Consider the following 16,048-nt stretch of genomic DNA (forward strand, 5'->3'; position numbering starts at 1 on the left):
TTCCCCTTCCGGTCAGTGCTTTACTGACATCAGATACAGATATTTTACGGTCTGTGTACCTGTTTTGTGCCAGTGATGCCCAAAGCAGCTGAATGCTTTATAGGAAGTAAACATTACGACGAGCGTCGTCCTCGGGAGGTGTGTCATGTCTGAAGTAATTGGTTCCGTATCGTTTCTGGAAGGAACGGCTGTCGCCGTGTCGGCAGATGGAGAAGAGCGAACGCTAGCGCTTGGTGACGCAATCATGTCAGATGACGTGGTACGCCCCGCTGAAGGCTCCCGAATCGAAATTGCACTGACCAACGGCGAAGCTGTTGCGTTGAATGCCGGTGATAACTGGATCGCTGCTGAGGCTGGTGTAGGCACCGAAGGGCAGTCCGCTGACCTGGGTGATGCGGTCGGTTCAGTCACTGTTGTATCCGGCCAGGTTGTTGCTGTTGCGGCTGACGGCTCCGAGCGTGTCCTGATGGCGGGCGATCTCATCTATGCAGATGAAGTTATCCGTACCGGCCCGGACGCCCGTATCGAAGTGGCCATGGACTCCGGTGGCCCGGTTGTCCTTGAAGGCGGCCAGAGCTGGCTTGCTTCTTCCGACACCTACACCCCCGCAGATGAATTTGACACCAGCGAAGCTGTCACCGATGGCGATGCCTTCGCCGGTATAGACGCTATCCAGGCCGCCATCCTGGCGGGTCAGGACCCGACCGCCGTCGGTGAAGCAACCGCAGCCGGTGCGCCGGGTGCTGGTGCCGCTCCAGGCGCAGGCCCTGGTGGTAATGAAGGCGCTGACTTCGTCGTTGTAAACCGTACCGCCGGCGAAGGAACCCCCGAGGCCGGATACCCGACCGTCGGCACATCCTCCACCGTTGAGCAGCCGCAGAGCGAAGAGGGTGTTATCGTTGAGGATCAGCCTAGTGTATCCGTGGAAGTCAGCGTCGATACGCCGACTGATCCTACCGATCCTACCGATCCTACCGACCCCACAGATCCTACCGATCCCGGCACCCCGAATAACGATGGTGTCGTTGTAAGTGGTAACAACGTATACATCCCTGAAGGTTCAGATCCGGGCAATGTTAAGGAAGTGACCTTCAACCTGGTTTTGAGCGAAGCGTACGATCAGGACGTTACCGTGACCTACCAGCTTGGTGGCGGCGATGCCACCTATGGCACTGACTGGTATGACGGCGGTACTGGCCCGCAGACTGTAGTAATTCCCCAGGGGACAACCTCGATTCCGGTTACCGTGTATATCGAGCAGGATTTATTGGTAGAAGGCGACGAGTCCTTCGGTATTCAGATACTCAGTGCAGATAACGCAACGGTTAACCCGGACGCGGCAAGCGGCACTGTCACGATTATTGATGACGACTCCACTGTATTCAGCGTTACTGATGCCAGTATCGAAGAAGGTGGTGTAATGACATTCACCGTTACTCGGACAGGTGATGCTGCTTTTGATCAGACAGTAGATTTCACCACCAGTATTGGTGCTAGTGATACGGCATCGACCAACGATTTCACTTCCACCAGCGGTACGCTGACGTTTGCTCCGGGTGAAACCAGCAAAACATTCACAGTACAGACGACCGCAGATACGATTGAGGAGGGGGACGAAACATTTACTGTTTCCCTGAGTGCTCCCAGCGAGGGGGCAGCGATATCGGAAACGAATGGTGTAGCTACAGGCACCATAATTGATAACGATACGACAGTTGTACAAAAAGTGACCTCTGACACCAAGGCGGAAGGCAACACGCTGGTTCACACCGTGACCCTGAGTGGCGAGAGCGTCAATGACGAGACCTTCAGCTTCAGCCTGACCGACAACACCACCGAGCCGGAAGACTGGAGTAACCTGCAGTTCAGCGACAATGTGGTGAACAACGGCGACGGTACCATCACGGTGCCGGCGGGCGTGACCAGCTTCACCATCAGCACCGATGCGGCGACCGATGCCAACGTTGAGGACCCCGAGTTCTACGACCTGGTGGTCGGCGGTGTGGCTGCGACCGGTACCATTACCGATGCCAGCGAGATCACCGTTGAAGACGTGACCTCTGACACCAAGGCGGAAGGCAACACGCTGGTTCACACCGTGACCCTGAGTGGCGAGAGCGTCAATGACGAGACCTTCAGCTTCAGCCTGACCGACAACACCACCGAGCCGGAGGACTGGAGTAACCTGCAGTTCAGCGACAATGTGGTGAACAACGGCGACGGTACCATCACGGTGCCAGCGGGCGTGACCAGCTTCACCATCAGCACCGATGCGGCGACCGATGCCAACGTTGAGGACCCCGAGTTCTACGACCTGGTGGTCGGTGGTGTGGCTGCGACCGGTACCATTACCGATGCCAGCGAGATCACCGTTGAAGACGTGACCTCTGACACCAAGGCGGAAGGCAACACGCTGGTTCACACCGTGACCCTGAGTGGCGAGAGCGTCAATGACGAGACCTTCAGCTTCAGCCTGACCGACAACACCACCGAGCCGGAGGACTGGAGCAACCTGCAGTTCAGCGACAATGTGGTGAACAACGGCGACGGTACCATCACGGTGCCGGCGGGCGTGACCAGCTTCACCATCAGCACCGATGCGGCGACCGATGCCAACGTTGAGGACCCCGAGTTCTACGACCTGGTGGTCGGTGGTGTGGCTGCGACCGGTACCATTACCGATGCCAGCGAGATCACCGTTGAAGACGTGACCTCTGACACCAAGGCGGAAGGCAACACGCTGGTTCACACCGTGACCCTGAGTGGCGAGAGCGTCAATGACGAGACCTTCAGCTTCAGCCTGACCGACAACACCACCGAGCCGGAGGACTGGAGCAACCTGCAGTTCAGCGACAATGTGGTGAACAACGGCGACGGTACCATCACGGTGCCGGCGGGCGTGACCAGCTTCACCATCAGCACCGATGCGGCGACCGATGCCAACGTTGAGGACCCCGAGTTCTACGACCTGGTGGTCGGTGGTGTGGCTGCGACCGGTACCATTACCGATGCGAGCGAGATCACCGTTGAAGACGTGACCTCTGACACCAAGGCGGAAGGCAACACGCTGGTTCACACCGTGACCCTGAGTGGCGAGAGCGTCAATGACGAGACCTTCAGCTTCAGCCTGACCGACAACACCACCGAGCCGGAGGACTGGAGCAACCTGCAGTTCAGCGACAATGTGGTGAACAACGGCGACGGTACCATCACGGTGCCGGCGGGCGTGACCAGCTTCACCATCAGCACCGATGCGGCGACCGATGCCAACGTTGAGGACCCCGAGTTCTACGACCTGGTGGTCGGCGGTGTGGCTGCGACCGGTACCATTACCGATGCCAGCGAGATCACCGTTGAAGACGTGACCTCTGACACCAAGGCGGAAGGCAACACGCTGGTTCACACCGTGACCCTGAGTGGCGAGAGCGTCAATGATGAGACCTTCAGCTTCAGCCTGACCGACAACACCACCGAGCCGGAGGACTGGAGTAATCTGCAGTTCAGCGACAATGTGGTGAACAACGGCGACGGTACCATCACGGTGCCGGCGGGCGTGACCAGCTTCACCATCAGCACCGATGCGGCGACCGATGCCAACGTTGAGGACCCCGAGTTCTACGACCTGGTGGTCGGTGGTGTGGCTGCGACCGGTACCATTACCGATGCCAGCGAGATCACCGTTGAAGACGTGACCTCTGACACCAAGGCGGAAGGCAACACGCTGGTTCACACCGTGACCCTGAGTGGCGAGAGCGTCAATGACGAGACCTTCAGCTTCAGCCTGACCGACAACACCACCGAGCCGGAGGACTGGAGTAACCTGCAGTTCAGCGACAATGTGGTGAACAACGGCGACGGTACCATCACGGTGCCGGCGGGCGTGACCAGCTTCACCATCAGCACCGATGCGGCGACCGATGCCAACGTTGAGGACCCCGAGTTCTACGACCTGGTGGTCGGTGGTGTGGCTGCGACCGGTACCATTACCGATGCCAGCGAGATCACCGTTGAAGACGTGACCTCTGACACCAAGGCGGAAGGCAACACGCTGGTTCACACCGTGACCCTGAGTGGCGAGAGCGTCAATGACGAGACCTTCAGCTTCAGCCTGACCGACAACACCACCGAGCCGGAGGACTGGAGCAACCTGCAGTTCAGCGACAATGTGGTGAACAACGGCGACGGTACCATCACGGTGCCGGCGGGCGTGACCAGCTTCACCATCAGCACCGATGCGGCGACCGATGCCAACGTTGAGGACCCCGAGTTCTACGACCTGGTGGTCGGCGGTGTGGCTGCGACCGGTACCATTACCGATGCCAGCGAGATCACCGTTGAAGACGTGACCTCTGACACCAAGGCGGAAGGCAACACGCTGGTTCACACCGTGACCCTGAGTGGCGAGAGCGTCAATGATGAGACCTTCAGCTTCAGCCTGACCGACAACACCACCGAGCCGGAGGACTGGAGTAATCTGCAGTTCAGCGACAATGTGGTGAACAACGGCGACGGTACCATCACGGTGCCGGCGGGCGTGACCAGCTTCACCATCAGCACCGATGCGGCGACCGATGCCAACGTTGAGGACCCCGAGTTCTACGACCTGGTGGTCGGCGGTGTGGCTGCGACCGGTACCATTACCGATGCCAGCGAGATCACCGTTGAAGACGTGACCTCTGACACCAAGGCGGAAGGCAACACGCTGGTTCACACCGTGACCCTGAGTGGCGAGAGCGTCAATGACGAGACCTTCAGCTTCAGCCTGACCGACAACACCACCGAGCCGGAGGACTGGAGTAACCTGCAGTTCAGCGACAATGTGGTGAACAACGGCGACGGTACCATCACGGTGCCAGCGGGCGTGACCAGCTTCACCATCAGCACCGATGCGGCGACCGATGCCAACGTTGAGGACCCCGAGTTCTACGACCTGGTGGTCGGTGGTGTGGCTGCGACCGGTACCATTACCGATGCCAGCGAGATCACCGTTGAAGACGTGACCTCTGACACCAAGGCGGAAGGCAACACGCTGGTTCACACCGTGACCCTGAGTGGCGAGAGCGTCAATGACGAGACCTTCAGCTTCAGCCTGACCGACAACACCACCGAGCCGGAGGACTGGAGCAACCTGCAGTTCAGCGACAATGTGGTGAACAACGGCGACGGTACCATCACGGTGCCGGCGGGCGTGACCAGCTTCACCATCAGCACCGATGCGGCGACCGATGCCAACGTTGAGGACCCCGAGTTCTACGACCTGGTGGTCGGTGGTGTGGCTGCGACCGGTACCATTACCGATGCCAGCGAGATCACCGTTGAAGACGTGACCTCTGACACCAAGGCGGAAGGCAACACGCTGGTTCACACCGTGACCCTGAGTGGCGAGAGCGTCAATGACGAGACCTTCAGCTTCAGCCTGACCGACAACACCACCGAGCCGGAGGACTGGAGCAACCTGCAGTTCAGCGACAATGTGGTGAACAACGGCGACGGTACCATCACGGTGCCGGCGGGCGTGACCAGCTTCACCATCAGCACCGATGCGGCGACCGATGCCAACGTTGAGGACCCCGAGTTCTACGACCTGGTGGTCGGTGGTGTGGCTGCGACCGGTACCATTACCGATGCGAGCGAGATCACCGTTGAAGACGTGACCTCTGACACCAAGGCGGAAGGCAACACGCTGGTTCACACCGTGACCCTGAGTGGCGAGAGCGTCAATGACGAGACCTTCAGCTTCAGCCTGACCGACAACACCACCGAGCCGGAGGACTGGAGCAACCTGCAGTTCAGCGACAATGTGGTGAACAACGGCGACGGTACCATCACGGTGCCGGCGGGCGTGACCAGCTTCACCATCAGCACCGATGCGGCGACCGATGCCAACGTTGAGGACCCCGAGTTCTACGACCTGGTGGTCGGCGGTGTGGCTGCGACCGGTACCATTACCGATGCCAGCGAGATCACCGTTGAAGACGTGACCTCTGACACCAAGGCGGAAGGCAACACGCTGGTTCACACCGTGACCCTGAGTGGCGAGAGCGTCAATGATGAGACCTTCAGCTTCAGCCTGACCGACAACACCACCGAGCCGGAGGACTGGAGTAATCTGCAGTTCAGCGACAATGTGGTGAACAACGGCGACGGTACCATCACGGTGCCGGCGGGCGTGACCAGCTTCACCATCAGCACCGATGCGGCGACCGATGCCAACGTTGAGGACCCCGAGTTCTACGACCTGGTGGTCGGTGGTGTGGCTGCGACCGGTACCATTACCGATGCCAGCGAGATCACCGTTGAAGACGTGACCTCTGACACCAAGGCGGAAGGCAACACGCTGGTTCACACCGTGACCCTGAGTGGCGAGAGCGTCAATGACGAGACCTTCAGCTTCAGCCTGACCGACAACACCACCGAGCCGGAGGACTGGAGTAACCTGCAGTTCAGCGACAATGTGGTGAACAACGGCGACGGTACCATCACGGTGCCGGCGGGCGTGACCAGCTTCACCATCAGCACCGATGCGGCGACCGATGCCAACGTTGAGGACCCCGAGTTCTACGACCTGGTGGTCGGTGGTGTGGCTGCGACCGGTACCATTACCGATGCCAGCGAGATCACCGTTGAAGACGTGACCTCTGACACCAAGGCGGAAGGCAACACGCTGGTTCACACCGTGACCCTGAGTGGCGAGAGCGTCAATGACGAGACCTTCAGCTTCAGCCTGACCGACAACACCACCGAGCCGGAGGACTGGAGCAACCTGCAGTTCAGCGACAATGTGGTGAACAATGGCGACGGTACCATCACGGTGCCGGCGGGCGTGACCAGCTTCACCATCAGCACCGATGCGGCGACCGATGCCAACGTTGAGGACCCCGAGTTCTACGACCTGGTGGTCGGCGGTGTAGCAGCTACAGGTACGATTCTTAGCTACGATACGGTGCCTGATAAGCCCGTTGTTACTAATACGGTTGTATCGGAAGAGGGCCTGACCGGTGCGAACCCGGATACCGATGGTAACGTGGATACGACCAACAGCACGCTTGATGACACAGGCACTGTAACCGCCAGTGACGCTGACGGCGACACTGTTAGTTACAGCTTCTCTGGTAAACCGGTTGATGGTACCTATACCTCCAATCAAGTGGGTATTACCTGGACCTTCTCCAGTAATAATACGGTGCTGACCGGTAGCGCCGGAGGCACGGCAATACTCGTGTTGACCATCGACTCGGCTACCGGTGACTGGAGCAGTGAGCTGATGGGGCCGATCGATCATGCGACTGCGGATGAAGAGGATAACCTGACGATTAATGGCGTAACTGTCATAGCATCGGATGGTGTCAATGATTCGCTGCCGGCAGCGATCACGGTCACTGTTGAAGATGATTCTCCGGTCTTTGACGGTTCCCAGAAGCTTATTCTGGACAACAGCATCGGTAACATTGCCAAAGGGTTGTTCGACTTCTCCTTCGGGGCGGATGGAGCGCAGACCATCGATGCCATTACGTTTGATCTGACTGCCCTCCAGTCTCAGAACCTCGTGACCTTCCCGGACGGCATCGCGATCCAGTACGACACCAGCGTCGATGGTGTGGTGCGTGCGTACTACGATGATGGTACTGAGCACAACATTTTCGAACTGCGTCTGGATCCGGACAGTCAAACCTATGAGTTCGAAATCTTCGGACCGCAGCTGATTGCGACGCCGGAAGAGGTACTGGCTGGCCAGGGTTCATCCTTCGGTAGTGGGCCTAATACAGGCTACATCATCCCGGACGCCACCGATCCTAATGCGGATTTGGTGCTGATATCGGGGTATTTGGACACCACCGCTGCCTTCAATACGACGGATAATTTTAACACCATTGTCACTTCCCTGACTCAAGGTGAAGTGAACCTGAACAATAACTCTTACGGGGTAGAAAACCCGCTGGTTAACCCCACAGAGCTCTTGCTTCTTGACTTTGATACCGATGATTTCGGCATCGATCTTACCGGTAGTTTTGATGGGCCGCAGGTGAACTCGGTGACAGTTCAGGCTGATAAGAGCGGTAGTGAAATCACATGGGTTGCCTATGGCAGTGATGGGTCGGTACTGAGTACGGACACTATAACGACCGTTAAGGGTGACTCTATCGTTATTGAAGACGACAACGGGGGCGTGATCAGCTACGTCGCTATCTATGGTGGTGTAGATGCCAATACGGGCATAGTCGTCACCTCTGTTGGAGCCTTCACCAACACGGGTACTGCAGATCTTGAGTTTGGTGTTACTGGTACCGATGCTGATGGAGATAGCGTATCAGGCACCCTGGCGGTAACCGTGGAGGGTGATGGTACCCTGGATGGTTCTGCCGGATCCGATGTGTTGACTGGTGGCGTTGGTGATCACACTCTCATCGGTGGAGAGGGCGATGACATCTTCCTGTTCTCCGAAGATGACCAGGGAACCGTTGGTGACATGGACGTGGATACCATCACAGACTTCAACGATCATGGTGAAAGCGATGTGCTTGATCTGTCTGATCTGCTGCAGGGTGAAGAGGGAACAGATTTGACTGCATACCTCAACGTCTATGAAGACTCTGGTGCAGTTGTGATCGACGTAAATCCGGATGGTTCTTCTGGTATTACTGAGCAGATTCGACTGGAAGGTACTACCTTGGCTGATCTCGGTGCGAATGTAGCCGATAGTCAGGCAGATATCATCAGCGACCTGGTCACAAACGGTCATATCCAGACTGACGTCTGAGTTGCCGTCTCTTAGTTGAGAACCGCTGGGCTCGAAAGGGTCCAGCAATGAAAAATGCCCCTGAACAGGGGCATTTTTTTATCTGGAAGTAGCTAATTGACCTTAATTCTCAATCCTCCTCTGCAGATCCGACCACAGCCCCAGCTTGCTTGAGCTGCCAACCCGTTTACCTACCCCACGTTCCTTCGCCAGCCAGAGGCTGTCTGCGTTAAAGCTGTAGACCGGTACCAGGTCTTTGCGCTGGTTGGCGGGCAGGATCTGCGGCTTGAGGTTATCCAGCACCAGCGGGATGGAGCGGGGTTTGGGGAAGTAGGTGAGCACCATGTGGGCTTCGCCCCAGTCTAGCGCCTTGACGTACATGATGCGCATGCGGTCATCGGGGACGCCCAGTTCACGCAGGGTGAAGTACTTGCCGATGGCGTAGTCCTCGCAGTCGCCGCCGTAGGTGGTCAGCTTCTCGAAGGGGGTGGCCCAGTAGTCCTTCATCTTCCAGTGAACCGGGTCGGTGTAATAGGGGACCTGGTTAAAGAAGTCGTTGACCGCTTTTACCTTGTCCATTTCGCTGACCGTCTGATTGTTATCGACCAGGTCTTTGAGTGCGTTAAGGCGCATGACGGCACCTCGGCCGAACTTGGACTCGACCCGATTCAGCAGGGCTGGGCTGAATTCGACCAGGCCTTTGGCGAAGCTGGACTGAGCGCTCAGGCTGAGCGCCAGTCCCAGGCCGATACAGCCCAGTGCCCGGCGCCCCAGGCGCCGGTAGGGTTTCAGGGATGCGTTCATCGGCTTGCCGCTGTCAGTCCGATCTCGCGTACTGCCTGGTAGTCGTTGTCGGTCTCGACGGACTCCGCGAGGATGTTAACGTTAAGCAGCTCGCCGAGCTCCTTCATCGCTTCGACCAGACGCCGTTTTTCAGGGTCATTGCCGATGTTTTCGGTGTAGATACGCGCCAGGCGAATATAGTCGAGGCGGAACTGCTTGAGGTTATCCATCGGGATAAAGCGGCTCTCGAAACGCTTGAGAATCACTTTCGCACCGTTGCGGTGAGCAAAGTCGATGAAGCTTTCAAACGACTTCATATCCCGTGTGGCGCCGTAGGCGGTGATACTGAATACCAGATGGCTGACAATATCCTTGTTGTTTTCGAGCAGCTTATACAGCTCGGTGCGGAACTCGTTACTGGCCAGTGCCGTGAACGAGAGGTTTACCGCAACGTCGTGCTGAATCTGCTCGCGGCGGATGTGGTTAAGCACCCGGGTGACGATATTCAGGTCGAATTCGAGAATCCGGCCCAGGGTTTCTGCCACCGATATAAAGGTACCGATCGGCAGGGCTTCGCCTTTCTCGTCAAATACCTGCGACATCGCCTCTTCAAGCACCAGCTTGTCCTGTTCGCCCTCGGCAAGGCTGTAGGCTTTCACACCGTAATTAACCTCTACCTGGCGTTTGTCGACGATCTCGCCAACCAGCTGTTTCCATTCGTCCATACTGCGGGTGTTTTCGCTGTACTGGGTGATGGCAAAGCTGTTTTGACCAATGAGTCGGGCTTTTTCATACGCTTCGGTGGCCGCAGACACCAGGGATGCTGTGGTGCCCTGAGGATCGAGCGCCACGCCGCCGATATGGGCCACGCTCTCCTTGTTGTATTCAGCGCCCAGAGCTTCCAGCCGTTTCAGAATCGCTTTGCAGAGTGCCTCCGCGCTCTCCTGCGTTTTGCAATCGGTGATCAGGATGAACTCGGCACCGACGATGCGGTACATGAAGTCGCCGTTGATGTCCTGATCTTTCAGTGCCAGGCGGGTTTCGGATACAAAGCTCTTGATAAAGGTATCGACCTTGTCGGAGCTGAGTTTCGCCGCCAGTTTGCCGAGTTCATCGATCCGCAGGATGAACAGGTAACCCTCCTGACGCGACATGAAACGCTCTTTCATCTCGGTCTCAAAGGTGGCCTTGGTCTCGAGGCCGGTCAGCTCATCGACGCGCAGGCGCTTGCCGGTTTCCTCCAGGCGGTTGTTCAGGTTGGTGATCACTTTTTCGATCTTGCCGGACATCAGGTTCATGGACTGAGCCACGTTACGGATGTCGGTGGTCCAGGGCAGCTTGTCGATCTTGCCGAAATGGCCGTCGGCAATACTCAGTGCCAGCTTGTTGATGACGCCCAGGGGGCGCAGTACCAGGCCCAGGATCAGGAACAGCAGGGCGATAAAAATCACCAGGCAGATGGCGGCGAACAGCAGAGAGTCTTTCGCTTGCTGCCAGAGCTTGAGATAACCGAGGCCCGGATGGATGGTCACATAGATAGTGCCGCCGACAACCCAGCCGGCATCGATCTCGGATTCTGCGGTCGCGGTCTGCATCGGGAAGAGTTCGGTGAACCACTCCGGCACCTCTTCAAAGGTTTTGGGGTTGGTACGCCTGACGATCTCGTTGCCATCGATGTTCTCAAGCAGAATTTCCAGGTAGTAGCCCCGGTCGAAGATGGTATTCACCATGGTTGAGAGAATGGTGTCCTCCTCGTCGAGGATGTAAGGGCTCAGGGAAAGGCCCAGCGATGTGGCGGTATCCTGCGCGTGGATCTCCGATTCCTGCTGCAGGTAGCCACGAATATTGTTCAGGCTGGTGTAAAAGTTGATCGCGAAAATTGCCAGGAACATGGCAGAGATCAGTAGCATCAACTGCTTGGACAGCGTCATTAAAAGACTCCCTTCTCATACAGACAGATGATTCTCAAACAGGTAATCCTGGCTGAGAGGGCACTGCAGCCGGTGATGATCGACCGGACAATCAGGCCCAGATAGTTGATCGAATGATAACAGGGGAAGGATGGTGGAGCTGCTCTTCCTTGCGCCACTGATCAATGGCTCAGTTTAGTCGCGATTTGTACTGAAGTGAAAGCAGGAAGGGGTGACGTTTGGGTCAATAACAGAGCCGGTCCGTCATGCTGCGAAAGCCTTCAAGACCTCCCTGCGTGACGAGAACCGGCGCTTTCGAAAGAGTGAACGGCCAGGCGCTTGTTAAGGATCAGTCGTCATCATCATCGTCGTCATCTTCATCCATGACGCGAACGATTTTACGATAGATCTCGACCCGGTCGCCCTCGGCCAGTTTGGCACTGAGTTTGGTCATCTTGCCGAAGATGCCTATTTTCTGGGTTTTGAGGTTGATCTCGGGAAAGCGTTGCAGAATGCCAGACTCGATAATGGCATCCTCTACTGTGGAATCGTCCCCGATGTTCAGGTTAAGCCACTCCTGCTTGCTGGAGCTGGCGTAGGCGACGGCAACCTTCATACGGCGCCCTCCAGGGATGCTTCGTTGTTATCTTCCGTGGCAGACGCCGCGCGGCGCTGTTCAAGTACCCTGTCGATCACCCGTTTGCCGGCCAGCATCAGCCCCAGGCAGATAAAGGCGCCGGGCGGCAGGATCAGCAACAGCGTACCGCCATAATCGGGAAAGACGGTCATCTCGATGACAGAGGCCCAGTTACCCAGCAACAGCGAGGCATCGGCAAAGAGGGTACCGGCACCGAAAAACTCACGCAGGGCGCCCAGCATCACCAGTACCCAGGTAAAGCCGACCCCCATGGCCAGGCCATCCAGCATCGACGGCAGCACACGCTGTTTGGACGCAAAGCTTTCGACACGGCCAAGAATGGCGCAGTTGGTGACAATAAGCGGAATGAACAGGCCCAGCACCTTGTACAGCTCGTGCATCCAGGCGTTCAGGAACATGTCGACCATGGTCACCATGGCGGCGATCAGAACGATGAATACTGGGATACGCACCTGGGGTGTTATCAGTCCGCGGATCATCGAGACCAGCATATTGGAGATCACCATAACCACCAGAGAGGCCAGGCCCATGCCCAGCCCGTTACTGGCCGTGGTGGTCACCGCCAGCAGTGGGCAGAGTGCCAGCATCTGGCTCATGACCACATTATTGTGCCAGAGGCCCTCGGCCCAGATCTCTTTGTAGGATGGGCTGCTCATTGCTGCACCTCCATGCTTGCTTCTGTGCTTACTTCTTTGGATAGGTCGGCAGCGGCTGCCTGCAGATGCTCACGCTGCTGCTTGAATACTTTCAGCCCCTCATGAACGGCGTCTACCACCGCGCGGGGGGTGATCGTAGCGCCGGTAAACTGGTCGAAACGGCCGCCATCTTTTTTTACCGCCCACTCTTTCTCCGACAGGTTGGTTAGCGAGAAGCCGTTGAAGCTTGTGACCCAGTCGTTTTTGGCGATCTCGATCTTGTCGCCGAGGCCCGGTGTCTCGGCATGGGCGATGGTGCGTACGCCGGTGAGCTCGCCTTCGGCGCTGACACCGATAAGAATCACGATATCCCCGCTGTAGCCCTGGCCGATCACCTCAAAGGCGGCGCCGGTCAGCTGACCCTCCTTGCTGGCAAGAAACACAGTGGGATCGCCGCCAAAGGGGTTGCCCTCGAGCTGCGTGGTCGTGGCCAGCGGATTGTTGTCGAACAGGCTGGCAGGCAATACCTGCTCCAGCATCACCTGGCGATCCTCTTCGAGGCGTGCCTGGATATCTTCGCGGGTGCCGTGCTCGCCCAGCATCAGAATGATACTGACCAGCATCGCCATACCTCCCAGCAGGCCGGCCTGGTAGCCGATTCCCCGGGTATAGCTGGGGACGAGCGGCGTGGTTGTCATGCCATCGTTGCTCATGATGACTCCTTGCTGCTGTTGAGCGGTTTACCGGTGTAGGTGTATCCGTAGATACGGGGCCGGAAGTAGCGGTCGATGATCGGTGTTACCGCATTCATGAACAGCACGGCGAAGCCGACCGCCTCCGGGAAGGAGCCCCAGCTGCGGATAATAAAGGCCACAGCACCGATGCCGGCTCCAAAAATCAATTGGCCGGTGGCGGTGGTTGGTGAGGTCACCATGTCGGTCGCGATGAAGAAGGCACCGAGCATCATCGCGCCGGTGAGCAGATGAAACATCGGCGGCTCGAACCGGTTCGGGTTGATCGTGCTGAACACAAGGGACAGCACGATCAGCGTGCCAAGCATGGAAACCGGGATGTGCCAGCTGATCACCCGCTTGTAGAGTAGAAACAGGCCGCCGAGCAGAATCAGCAGGGCAGAGGTTTCCCCAAGGCTGCCGCGGATCGTCCCGAAAAAGGCGTTGCCGGCGTTGTAAGACTCGGCCATGGCATCGGGCACGGTGATATCCATCGTCAGGGCTGTTTTAACGTGACCAAGGGCCGTCGCTCCGGTGACGGCGTCAGGAATCGGGATGATGCCAGCGGTGATACCGAGGCTTTCAATGAATCCCGGTGCGTCGGCACTGGTGATCGGTGTCACGTCTATCCAGGTGGTCATCTCCACCGGGAAGGAGATCAGCAGACCGACACGGGCCAGCATCGCCGGGTTGAACAGGTTCTGGCCAAGGCCACCGTAGAGATGCTTGCCGATCACCACCGCGAACAGGGTTCCCACCACGGCGATCCACCAGGGCGCCCAGGGGGGCAGTGTCATGGCGATCAGCCAGCCGGACAATAGCGCGGAACCGTCCATACAGGAGTGAAGAGAGCGTCCCCCCAGTTTCAGGCAGATGGCTTCACTGCCGATGGCTGTCGCCAGACAGAGTACAAACAGGTTGATCGCCGGCCAGCCGAACAGGTACAGCCCGTAAAGCGTGGCCGGCAGCAGGGCGGCGCAGACCAGCAGCATGGTCTGCTTTACCGAGCTGCGATTGTGGGCGTGAGGGGAGGATACCAGTTGGTTCATGATCCGTTTTCCTCGCTGGCTTGGGGTTCCTGAGCGGTTTGTTCTTTATCTTGCTGCGCGGCCTTTTCAGCCTTGGCCTTTTCGCGTGCTTCCTTGGCGGCTTTGGCTTTCGCCGCTTTAGCGGCCTTGGCTGCGGCTTTTTCCGCGGCCTCTTTTTCAAGCCGCGCCTTGCGGGCATCGGACAGAGACTTGGTCAACTCGCCACGCCGGCTCTGTTCGCGCTGGGAGCTGAGTTCTCCCTTGGCGAACTGGAAGTAGTGCACCAGCGGGATATGGGAAGGGCAGACGTAGGCGCAGGAACCGCACAGGATGCAGTCGCTAAGGCCAAACTCGGAAGCGCCCTCGAAATCCTCGGCGTTGGAATGGCGAGCCATCTCCAGCGGTACCAGCCCCATCGGGCAGGCGTTAACGCAACTGCCGCAGCGTATGCAGGGGGAGGATTCTGTCTTGCTGATCTCCGGCTCTGCCAGTGCGAGTATGCCGCTGGCTCCCTTGGTGACGGGCACGTCCTGGGTGCGCAGAATCTGGCCCATCATCGGTCCGCCCATAACGATACGTGCGGGTGGTTCGCTCACCCCGCCGCTATGCTCGAGCAGCCAGTTCACCGGGGTGCCAAGCAGCACCTCCACATTACGTGGGGTGTCGATGCACTGGCCGGAGAGGGTGACAATCCGCGAGATCAACGGACGGTTCTCATAGAGTGCCTGGTGCACCGCAAAGGCGGTGGCCACGTTATGGACCAGGGCGCCGACCTCGGAACTGCGCCCACCGGCGGGTACTTCCTGCCCCATGATCGCGTGGATCAGCTGCTTGGCTGAACCCATCGGGTAGCGCGCCGGGATCACCTGTACACTCACGTCATCGAATGCTTCTGCGGCCGCCTGCATCGCGGCGATCGCCTCCGGCTTGTTGTCTTCAATACCGGCAACGATGCGGCGGGCACCGATGGCTCGCTGAATCAGACGGGCACCGGAGATGATCCCCTCGGCGCGTTCACGCATCAGCATATCGTCGCAGGTCAGATAGGGTTCGCACTCGCTGCCGTTGAGGATCAGTGTATCGATCTTCTGACGCGCGCCGGACTTTAGCTTCAGCGCTGCGGGAAAGGTGGCCCCGCCAAGGCCGACGATACCGGCCTGGTCGACAAGCTCTGCGATCTCGGCAGGTGACAGCAGCATCGGATCGATGGCCGCTCCCGGCTGCGGACTTTTATCCAGGCCGTCCGGCTCGATGCTGATTGCCTCGGTGGTCAGGCTGGAGGGGTGCGGAGCCGTGACCGGACCGATAGCGGTGATGATACCGGAGGTCGGCGCATGCAGTGAGGCGCAGACATCGTCACCGGTGGAAGTGGCGATCAGCTGCCCCTTGAGCACGTGATCGCCGACGCTGACCACCGGATCTGCCGCCCTGCCGGCATGCTGTCGCAACGGCAGCTGCAGTAGCGGCGGAATGCCCAGCGTATGGATCGGCAAACCGGTGCTCTGTTCCTTGCGTTCTTCCGCGTGAACGCCACCTCTGATTTTGAGCTTTCCAAACATAACTTAT

General features: G+C 58.2%; 8 protein-coding genes. 1 reads left to right on the forward strand and 7 read right to left on the reverse strand.

Annotation, left to right across the window (positions count from 1 at the left end; translation table 11 throughout):
- Window positions 1-145: 145 nt before the first annotated feature.
- The gene (locus ACQUQP_RS08915) at window positions 146-8,758 is read left to right on the forward strand and encodes a retention module-containing protein (protein ID WP_432698444.1); all 8,613 of its coding nucleotides are present in this window, start codon (window positions 146-148) and stop codon (window positions 8,756-8,758) included.
- Window positions 8,759-8,860: 102 nt separating this feature from the next.
- On the opposite strand, the gene ACQUQP_RS08920 is transcribed toward ACQUQP_RS08915, so the two are convergent.
- The 7 genes from ACQUQP_RS08920 to rsxC all read right to left on the reverse strand — a co-directional run bounded on the left by ACQUQP_RS08920 (window position 8,861) and on the right by rsxC (window position 16,041).
- Complete coding sequence (locus tag ACQUQP_RS08920) at window positions 8,861-9,541, reverse strand: transglutaminase-like cysteine peptidase (RefSeq protein ID WP_432698445.1); 681 nt, start codon at window positions 9,539-9,541, stop codon at window positions 8,861-8,863.
- Window positions 9,538-11,451, reverse strand: a complete 1,914-nt coding sequence (locus ACQUQP_RS08925) for a bifunctional diguanylate cyclase/phosphodiesterase (RefSeq protein WP_432698446.1) — start codon at window positions 11,449-11,451, stop codon at window positions 9,538-9,540. The genes ACQUQP_RS08920 and ACQUQP_RS08925 overlap by 4 nt, the downstream gene beginning before the upstream one ends.
- Window positions 11,452-11,779: 328 nt before the next feature.
- Window positions 11,780-12,046, reverse strand: coding sequence for an RnfH family protein (locus ACQUQP_RS08930; protein ID WP_432698447.1), 267 nt, complete (start codon window positions 12,044-12,046; stop codon window positions 11,780-11,782).
- Window positions 12,043-12,744 carry an electron transport complex subunit E gene (locus ACQUQP_RS08935; RefSeq protein ID WP_432698448.1) on the reverse strand — a complete coding sequence of 234 codons (702 nt, stop codon included), beginning with the start codon at window positions 12,742-12,744 and terminating at the stop codon, window positions 12,043-12,045. The genes ACQUQP_RS08930 and ACQUQP_RS08935 overlap by 4 nt, the downstream gene beginning before the upstream one ends.
- Window positions 12,741-13,436 carry an electron transport complex subunit RsxG gene (gene rsxG / locus ACQUQP_RS08940; protein WP_432698449.1) on the reverse strand — a complete coding sequence of 232 codons (696 nt, stop codon included), beginning with the start codon at window positions 13,434-13,436 and terminating at the stop codon, window positions 12,741-12,743. The genes ACQUQP_RS08935 and rsxG overlap by 4 nt, the downstream gene beginning before the upstream one ends.
- Window positions 13,433-14,503, reverse strand: coding sequence for an RnfABCDGE type electron transport complex subunit D (locus ACQUQP_RS08945; protein WP_432698450.1), 1,071 nt, complete (start codon window positions 14,501-14,503; stop codon window positions 13,433-13,435). Before ACQUQP_RS08945 ends, rsxG begins: the two co-directional genes overlap by 4 nt.
- Window positions 14,500-16,041 carry an electron transport complex subunit RsxC gene (gene rsxC / locus ACQUQP_RS08950; protein WP_432698451.1) on the reverse strand — a complete coding sequence of 514 codons (1,542 nt, stop codon included), beginning with the start codon at window positions 16,039-16,041 and terminating at the stop codon, window positions 14,500-14,502. The genes ACQUQP_RS08945 and rsxC overlap by 4 nt, the downstream gene beginning before the upstream one ends.
- Window positions 16,042-16,048 lie beyond the last annotated feature (7 nt).

Source organism: Marinobacterium sp. YM272 (assembly GCF_050908845.1).
Classification (GTDB): domain Bacteria; phylum Pseudomonadota; class Gammaproteobacteria; order Pseudomonadales; family Balneatricaceae; genus Marinobacterium_D.